This window comes from Arthrobacter sp. H20 (assembly GCF_000520515.1).
GTDB lineage: Bacteria > Actinomycetota > Actinomycetes > Actinomycetales > Micrococcaceae > Arthrobacter_D.
Genome location: NZ_KI914715.1, coordinates 68,848 through 76,742 on the forward strand (window position 1 = coordinate 68,848; position 7,895 = coordinate 76,742).

The following is a 7,895-nucleotide window of genomic DNA, read 5'->3' on the forward strand; positions in this document are numbered from 1 at the left end:
TCCGTCAAGCGTGACGCCATGGCAGCCTTCATGTACCGGACAAAGAGCGAGCTGCCACTGAACCGCCCCGCCGCCTACGGCTCGACGGCGGTCCAGGTGCTGCAGACCATCCCGGTCAAGGGCCGCGCCCCGAAAACCGGGTACACCCGGGATCAGTTCGGACCCACCTGGTTCGATACCGACAACAACGGATGCGACACCCGCAACGACATGTTGAAGCGCCAGCTCACCAACATCACCTACACCTCCGGAAACTGCCAGATCGCGACCGGTGTCCTGAACGACCCCTACACCGGCATGGTGATCAACTTCGTGCGGGGGACCACCACCAGTACTGCAGTCCAGATTGACCACGTGGTGGCTTTGTCCGATGCCTGGCAGAAGGGCGCTCAGCAGCTCAGCAAGGATCAGCGGCTGATCTTCGCGAACGATCCCTTGAACCTGCAGGCCACCGACGGCCCAACCAACGGACAAAAGGGTGACGGCGACGCCGCCACCTGGCTGCCGCCGAACAATTCCTATCGCTGCACCTACGTCTCCCGGCAGATCTCGGCTAAGGCGATCCACGGTCTCTGGGTGACGCAGGCGGAGCGCGACGCGATGGCAGGAGTGCTGAGCAAGTGCGCCGGTCAGCCGGCGGCGGTGACCCAGCCAGCGCCCGTGGTCATGACGCCAGCCCCGAAGCCCGCACCTAAGCCGACTCCAGCCCCGGCACCAACCCCTAAGCCGACACCGAAGCCAACTCCGGCCCCGAAGCCAGCGAATCCGGGAGATACGAAAAACTGCTCGGACTTCAGCACCTGGCGGGAAGCGCAGAACTGGTACGAGAAGTACTTCCCCTACTACGGGGATGTGGCGAAGCTTGACGGCAACAACGATGGCATCGCATGCGAGTCACGCCCCGGCGCACCGTAGGAACATCAGTACGCAATCGACTGGGGCCGGGTGTTGAGCTCGGCTCCAGTCGTCGCTGCTAGGCTTCCCGGGGTGACCGCCAATCTTGACCTTCGCCCCCTGTCCCCGCTCCGAACCATTGCGCGCATCGTGCTGGGCGTATTCTTGCTCTTCGCCGGGGCAGCTCACCTGTTTTTCGCCCGCGCCGAGTTCGCAGCCCAGGTCCCCGCCTGGATGCCGCTCGATACCGACTTTGTGGTCGTGGCGTCCGGCATCGTAGAGGTGGCACTCGGTGCAGCGCTCGTCTTCCTCCCGCGCTGGCGCGTGCACATCGGGTGGATCGTCGCCGCATTTTTCGTGGCCGTCTTCCCTGGCAACATCGCCCAGTACGTCGACGGCGTCGACGCCTTCGGTCTGGACACCGACGGTGCTCGACTGATCCGGCTGTTCTTCCAGCCGGCTTTGATCGCGTGGGCGCTATGGTCAACCGGTGCCTGGCGGGACCGCGGCTTGTTGCGCAAATCCAGCGAGCGCCGCGGCCAGTAGGTCAGCGGGTCAGAAGGCCTTCCACCTGGTTACCCATCAGTTACAGCGTTATGACCGGCTCTGCGGATAATCTCCATTGAATGCCATGGCAGCGGCCGGCCAGGTAAATGCCTAGGGATTCCCGACATACTCTAAACAGGTGAATGTTCATATGGGGATGGATGAGAATCAGCACGATAAGTCTTTCGACGCGCGGCTTCGGCGCGAAGCTATGGCCTGGTTGGCGATGCGGACCAACGACGGAGCGGACGAGCTTCACTGGAGCGAATATGAGGATTTCATTTTTGATGGCGAAGCGTTCAAGTTGCGAGACCGTTACAAAGGTATTTGGAAACCTCGACAGCTAGATGCGGCGCTCTCCTTCAGCACTACCTTCCGGGCTCCAGGTCAGTCGCGCCCGTACGAAGATGACACTGGGTCAGACGGATTGTTTCGCTACAAATGGCAGGGTGATAACCCTGACCATGCTGACAACCGGGCCTTGAGGCAAGCTCAAAAACTTGGACTTCCTTTGATTTGGTTTTTTGCGGTTCGCACCGGTTGGTACTTGCCGGTTTTCCCGGTCTTCCTCCTGGACGAAGAACCTCACCTGAAGCAATTTGTCGTCGACCTAGATCCGTTGCGGGCTAATGTCGGCAACTTACCGTTAGAGATCAACTTTCCCTTACATTTTGAGCGTCGCTACCGGAACCAGCAGGTAAAAAGGCGGCTCCATCAAGGACTATTTCGGGCTGATGTAATGCGTGCTTACGCCACGAAATGTGCTGTGTGTTCCCTGGGACATAGACAGCTACTGGATGCTGCTCACATTGTCCCGGACTCGCACGAAGACGGCGTCGCTACCGTAGCCAACGGATTGGCGCTCTGCAAGATTCATCATGCGGCCTTTGACGTGAACATTCTTGGCATCCGCCCAGACCATGTAGTAGAAATTCGGGCCGACCTTCTAGAGGAGATGGACGGTCCTATGCTCCAATTTGGGTTGAAAGAACATCACAATACGAGGTTGATGAACGTTCCTCCACGAAGGGCAGACCTCCCTAGCAGAGATCTGCTCGAGCTTGCTTACCAACGGTTCCGCAGCGCAGGGTAAGCCATCGGTCCTTTAACTTGATCGCCCCTCGGTCACTGAGTAACTCTCACCCGTACATTTCCACTACTTGGGAACTCCGGCAAACAATGCCCCGATTCAGCGGAGGTCGGGTCCGCCCACCTCGGCGAGCTCGTCAAGCACGCTAATGGCTTCATCGGCGTCGTCTGATACATCGTCACTGAATGTTTCAGGTACTTCTTCGTTTGCGAGATGCGGATACTTTTCAATAAGAAACCGTCGCCGGTATTCGACGTCCGCGACATCGACAATTGATTCCAGGGTTGCCCAATTAAGGGTGAACCCTACGAGCACGCCTACGGCAGGCACGACCTTACCGAGCCCCTGCTTGGTTAAGCGTGTTCCAAACGCCTTCGCGAACTGCTTGGAGACCTGCGAGATGACTGACTTATCTAGAATTTCCCAAGTCTTACCGCGTACCAGCGATTGGGTAAGGCGGGAAATATCAGCCATTGCGGCGGTCTTCGCGCTGGCCGAGGCTGCTGTACCTGCATTAACGACCGACATGATGAAAAGCTTCTCCGCAGGGCCTTCAGGATCGTACCCGTAGAGCAGTGAGACATGACCAACCGAGCGCGACGCCAGTCCCAGAACAAAGGCAGCATCTCCAACGAATGCCCCGGCAATTGCTGCTCCCGACGGCGCTGCAGCTGCGCCCGCGGAGGCGGCCGTGACGAGTTCCCCTCCCGAAATGACGAGCCCAGCAGTTGCTCCCGACATTGCTGCAGCAAGGGGGTAATACCAGCTCGTTCCTCGTCCACGAACCGCTGCGGCCGTATGGTTTTGTGAGACAGCTTGATTGGAGCCAGCGTTTCAGATGAGCTGGCCAGCATGGCGCAGGCGAAGGAGCAGCAGCGGGCGTTCCTGCTGTCGCGGCTGCTGATCTCTGATGGGAAGGATCCGCAGCTGCTGGGGCAGGCGGCCCGGGCGCTCGGCGTGGATGTGGAGAGCCAGTTCATTGTTGCTGTGGCCGCCGATCACGCGCAGAAGGCGTTCCGGGAGCGGGCGACGACGGCCGGCGTCGGGCACTTCCTTCACGAACGCGACGGCGCACTCATCCTGATTCTCGAAGACCTACCTGCGCGGGCGGGGAAGGAACCCGCTGGAACCCGCCCGTGGCTGGACCAGCTGGACTGCTTTCTGGCTCCGCCGACGCGCTCGCTCGCCGAGGTGCCGTTGATGCTGCGCATCGCTCTGAAAGCCGTTCCTGCGGTGACCCCCAAGTCATCCGGTCGGCAGACGATCCGCGACGCCTGGGGGTTTGTGGCGGCGACCCGGATGGGGGAGTTCGGTCCGGTCTTCGCCGACACTGTGCTGGCCCCGTTGGCGGCGATTTCCAGCCACGAACGGGAGCGGCTGATCGAAACGCTGCAGTCCTATTTCAGCTCAGGTTCGGTGTCCGACACTGCCAAGGAACTTTTCTGCCACCGCAACACTGTGCTAAACCGGCTGTCCCGGTTCGAGCAACTGACGGGATTCGATCCGAACAAGCCGGTGGACGCCGCGGCGGTGCTGGCCGCGCTGAGTGTCCAGTCGCCGGTCGCGGAGTCCGGCTAGACCTTTTTCTTGATGGCCCGTTGGCAAGTCTCGCCAGCAGCCTTATGCCGTTTCTTGCTGGTGAGCAGTAGCCAGATGGTTCGCGGGACTGGCCACAAGATAGCCAGCGCCAGAACCGGGACAAGCGAGATGCCGACGTCGGGAAACTGGCGGATGATGACGAACAGGTGAGTGTCGAACCGGGCTGGCGCGTAGCTCAGGCATAGCCACAGCGTGAACCCGTCGAGGGCGAGCGCCGAGGCAGCCCAAGCCAGGAGGGACTGCGGTTTCCGGGCAGCTGCCTTTCCGCTGCGCCGAAGGAACCGGAGTGTCAGCCCCAGGCTGAGCAGCTGAGCCAGCAGCAGTCCGAGTGCGACCGCCCAGCTGGAGCGTTGCAGCCAGTCTTCCTGCACCACTGCGGGTACCGGTGCCTGGCCGTGGAGGATCCGCAGGAGGTTGCTGTCGATCGCTTTCAGCCGTGATGGTGCTGCGGTGTCATTGCCGTTGATCACCAAGGAAAGGCCCAGGCCGTCGGACGGAACCATCGCGAGGTAGGTGTGGCTGTTGCCCCATTCCCCCTGATGCTCCAGAAGGCGGGGCAGTGTCCGCTCCGGGGGTGGCGGTGCTGCGGGATCGGTGGACTCCACCAGCGGCCTGGTGAACCAGCCCATGGCGTAGCGCGTGGATCCGCTAGTCCGTGCCCGAGGCTCGAACATCGTTTCAATGCTTTCGGGCTTCAGAATCTGGGACTCGCCGTACCGGCCGTCGTCGAGCAGGGCAACCAGTTGGTGGCTTAGATCCTCGGCCGATGAGTACAGGGTGGAGGACGGCATGCCGGTGGTCGGGGCGGGGGTGTCAGTTTGGCGCCACCACCTGCCAAACCACAGTGAATAGCCGTCGGCGGCGTTGCCGGCTCGGGCTCCAGCCCGAGTCGGATGACTGTTGCCCATGGTCAGGGGGTCGAAGACGTGCTGCTCCAGGTAGTCGCTGAAGGGCTGACCGGTGACCTCCTGGACCAGAAGACCCAGGATGTTGAAGTTGGCACTGGCATACCGGAACCGTGCGCCCGGTTCGCTGGCCAGCGGGGAATCCGCAAGGTCCCGCACGCCATCTGCGAGGGCTCCGGGATCCTGTGCATCGGAGTATTCGAAGGCGGTGTCTTTGGAAGCCATGCCACTGGTCTGATGGAGCAGATGGCGGACGGTGATGGCCGATGAGCGGCCATCGTCGAGCGTGAACCATGGGAGGTAGGTCTGGACCGGCTCATCCAGTCGCAGCCGGCCAGCCTCGACTTGCTGCATGACGGCAATAGCCGTGAAGGTCTTGCTGGTGGACGCCAACAGCACCGGGGTCTGTGCGGTCATTGGCCGTCCGGAGTCGTCGGCGTGGCCGAAGGCAGCGGTATGGACACGGACTCCGTCCTCGACGACGGTGATCGCGGCGCCCGGGATTCCCAGGTCCTCGATTTGATCCTGAAGGTAGGCGTCCAGTTCGGCGTACACCTGCCCTTGAGTTGTGGGACGCGTGGATGATGCAGCTGGGGAGCTAGCTGCCGATGGGGAGCGCCGCCGAGGAATCCGGCAGCCACAAAGCACATCACGAGGCACAGTGACGACCAGATTGGTCTCCGCATGCCGCACCTGCACTTCGGTTGCCCGTCTTTTTACGGTATGGCTGGGCTGGAGGGAAAACAATAGGGTGGAGTTGTTTGCTTGGTCCCGAGATTGGAGCGCCGATGAGCGAAATTCTGGTTCGTGCGACAGGAGGTCGCTGGATAGAGCCGATAGAACATGGATTTGGCCGAGAGGCCGAACTTCAGCAGATCCTGGCGGAACACCCTCAGCTAATTCCAGGCGTCGAAGCCGGCGCGGTCGCATGCACCGAGTTCCAGTCGGGTGCTGGGCCAGCCGACGTCGTCGTGGTGAGTCCAGACGGCACGTTGACGCTCGTCGAATGCAAGCTGGCATCCAATCCCCAGATTCGCAGGGAAATTGTCGGGCAACTATTTGACTATGCGTCCGGATTTTTCAACATGCATATTGAAGAATTTGAGGGCCGATGGGAGGCCCGCATGGGGAAGTCCCTCGAGGTGAGCATGGGGCCACCACAGGTGGGCTTGAGGGAAGCCGTTGCGGATAATCTCCAGTCTGGCCGGTTCAGCGTTGTGCTGGCAGTGGACGCGATCAATTCAGGGCTCAAGCGGATGGTTGAGTACCTGAATGCGATGTCCGGTCCGGGCACTTCCGTTATCGCCGTCGAGTATGTGCGGCACTATGGATCAGGGGTCGAAGTCCTGACGCCGCGCATTTACGGACTGGAACTAGCCGAAGCAAAGGTGTCAGCCACGGGTCGATCCAAAGACAGGTGGACTTTAGAACAACACCGCAGCTGGATTGAGAGCAACGACAGGGGCAACCTGGGAAAGTTTGACTCTTTTGTCCGCTTGGCAGCTGCTGCGGACATTCCTTTCGTCGGCTCACCAATTGGTGTGAAGTCGACGATGCCAGCTGGCGGGCTGCGGATCGTCCGGGGGCCAGTAGGTGAGATCGGCGCGGTCTACATATACCACTACAAGGATCAATCCTCATCGGTGGAGCTGACCAAAGCGCGGTTTGACGCTTTCGTTGATGAACTCCGGCTGATCCCGGAGTTCAATATCGCCGCTGATCTCCTGAGGACATCGAACTGCACGCGTCGGCCCAATGTCCCGCTGGGAGACGTGTCAGATGACGGGATCAGGAACGTGGTGAGTGCGTTGCATCGGTTTGTCAGCTAAGCGGTCAATCCGGTCGATGTCTCCACCATTGAGCAGTACTGCCATTGCAATACGGTTCTGAACTGGGTGGTCCGTTTTGAGCCGTCCAAAGGGGCAGCGGGCGGGGAAAGCCCTATGAATATCTCAATTAGCACCATAGGTTGAGGTATCAGGCGGATTCCGGTTTGGAATCGCCCATTCCAAACCGACGTTAGGACCGTTTGTGAATTCCGCTGTCGTACCAGCTCCACTTATCGAGTGGCTTCAAAACCGCACCCGCGAGGAAGCCGTAATTAACCACAGGGTTTTCGTCAATCTCGACTGGTGGAACACGCAGCTTGTAACAGTGGAACATCGCGTAACTGGAACTCTTGATGATGGTTCAGTAGCGACGCACGGGAAGGCTTGGGTCAGACGAGGGGACCTCTTTGAACTTGCGAATCAGCCCGAATCTGTGGATCCGATTCCCCTTCTTTGGTCGGCGGTGGCCTGGGGAACTGGCACTCGACACAGGTTGAATCGAAAGCGGATTTCATCTGTCTACCAAGACTTACCCTGGGCCGAAAAGACACTTCGTAATGCCTATCTTGAGGCGGCGATATCACCCCGCAACGGTTTCCTGTCGATGAGGGGGCCAGGAAGTACCAACGCATTCAAGTTTCTGGGCCCGGCCTTCTTCACAAAGGTTCTCTACTTCGCTGGCGCCGGAAGGACCACTCACCCCTGCCTCATCGTGGATGACAGAGTTCTGAGCACGCTGCGCGCATCGGCAGGGAAGGATGATAAGCGGTTCAACTACAGGTTCGGTTATCCCGTTTCGACCTATGAATCCGCTGTGGGTCTTATGGCGGAATGGGCAAATGCCGCATCGAGCGAGTTGGGCCGCGATGTCGCTGCCGATGAAGTTGAGCGGTGGGCGTTCGTCGCCAACGGTGAATAGCGATCACCGTAGGTCTTACCGCCGGGCCGCTAGTGCTCCGTGTTAATGGTTTGTTTGCGTTTCATCTTGCCCAGGAGGTACTCCGCTGACTTGGTCCAGGTGAATGGTTTGGC

At 60.1% G+C, this 7,895-nt stretch carries 8 protein-coding genes; 6 read left to right on the top strand and 2 right to left on the bottom strand.

Going from position 1 to position 7,895, the window contains the following annotated elements:
- The 3 genes from Y703_RS0104520 to Y703_RS0104530 form a co-directional block, all read left to right on the top strand.
- On the top strand, window positions 1–915 hold a 915-nt coding region (locus tag Y703_RS0104520), incomplete at its 5' end, for a GmrSD restriction endonuclease domain-containing protein (RefSeq protein WP_216698864.1).
- Between the two features lie 72 nt (window positions 916–987).
- Window positions 988–1,440, top strand: a complete 453-nt coding sequence (locus Y703_RS17965; protein WP_253907936.1) for a DoxX family protein — start codon at window positions 988–990, stop codon at window positions 1,438–1,440.
- A gap of 139 nt (window positions 1,441–1,579) precedes the next feature.
- On the top strand, window positions 1,580–2,533 hold the full coding sequence (locus Y703_RS0104530; protein WP_253907937.1) for an HNH endonuclease: 954 nt from the start codon (window positions 1,580–1,582) through the stop codon (window positions 2,531–2,533).
- Window positions 2,534–2,629: 96 nt separating this feature from the next.
- Here Y703_RS0104530 and Y703_RS17970 read toward each other — a convergent pair whose 3' ends face one another.
- Window positions 2,630–3,271, bottom strand: coding sequence for an EcsC family protein (locus Y703_RS17970; RefSeq protein ID WP_035763833.1), 642 nt, complete (start codon window positions 3,269–3,271; stop codon window positions 2,630–2,632).
- Window positions 3,272–3,382: 111 nt separating this feature from the next.
- Between Y703_RS17970 and Y703_RS17975 the strand changes: the two genes are divergently transcribed.
- Window positions 3,383–4,108 carry a PucR family transcriptional regulator gene (locus Y703_RS17975; RefSeq protein ID WP_051427307.1) on the top strand — a complete coding sequence of 242 codons (726 nt, stop codon included), beginning with the start codon at window positions 3,383–3,385 and terminating at the stop codon, window positions 4,106–4,108.
- On the opposite strand, the gene Y703_RS17980 is transcribed toward Y703_RS17975, so the two are convergent.
- Window positions 4,105–5,589 carry a serine hydrolase domain-containing protein gene (locus Y703_RS17980; protein WP_253907938.1) on the bottom strand — a complete coding sequence of 495 codons (1,485 nt, stop codon included), beginning with the start codon at window positions 5,587–5,589 and terminating at the stop codon, window positions 4,105–4,107. The genes Y703_RS17975 and Y703_RS17980 overlap by 4 nt on opposite strands.
- 233 nt (window positions 5,590–5,822) lie before the next feature.
- Between Y703_RS17980 and Y703_RS0104550 the strand changes: the two genes are divergently transcribed.
- Both Y703_RS0104550 and Y703_RS17985 read left to right on the top strand, forming a co-directional pair.
- On the top strand, window positions 5,823–6,863 hold the full coding sequence (locus Y703_RS0104550) for a PDDEXK family nuclease (RefSeq protein ID WP_026551758.1): 1,041 nt from the start codon (window positions 5,823–5,825) through the stop codon (window positions 6,861–6,863).
- 202 nt (window positions 6,864–7,065) lie between these two features.
- Window positions 7,066–7,782, top strand: coding sequence for an 8-oxoguanine DNA glycosylase OGG fold protein (locus Y703_RS17985; protein ID WP_051427308.1), 717 nt, complete (start codon window positions 7,066–7,068; stop codon window positions 7,780–7,782).
- The last annotated feature ends 113 nt before the right edge of the window (window positions 7,783–7,895 follow it).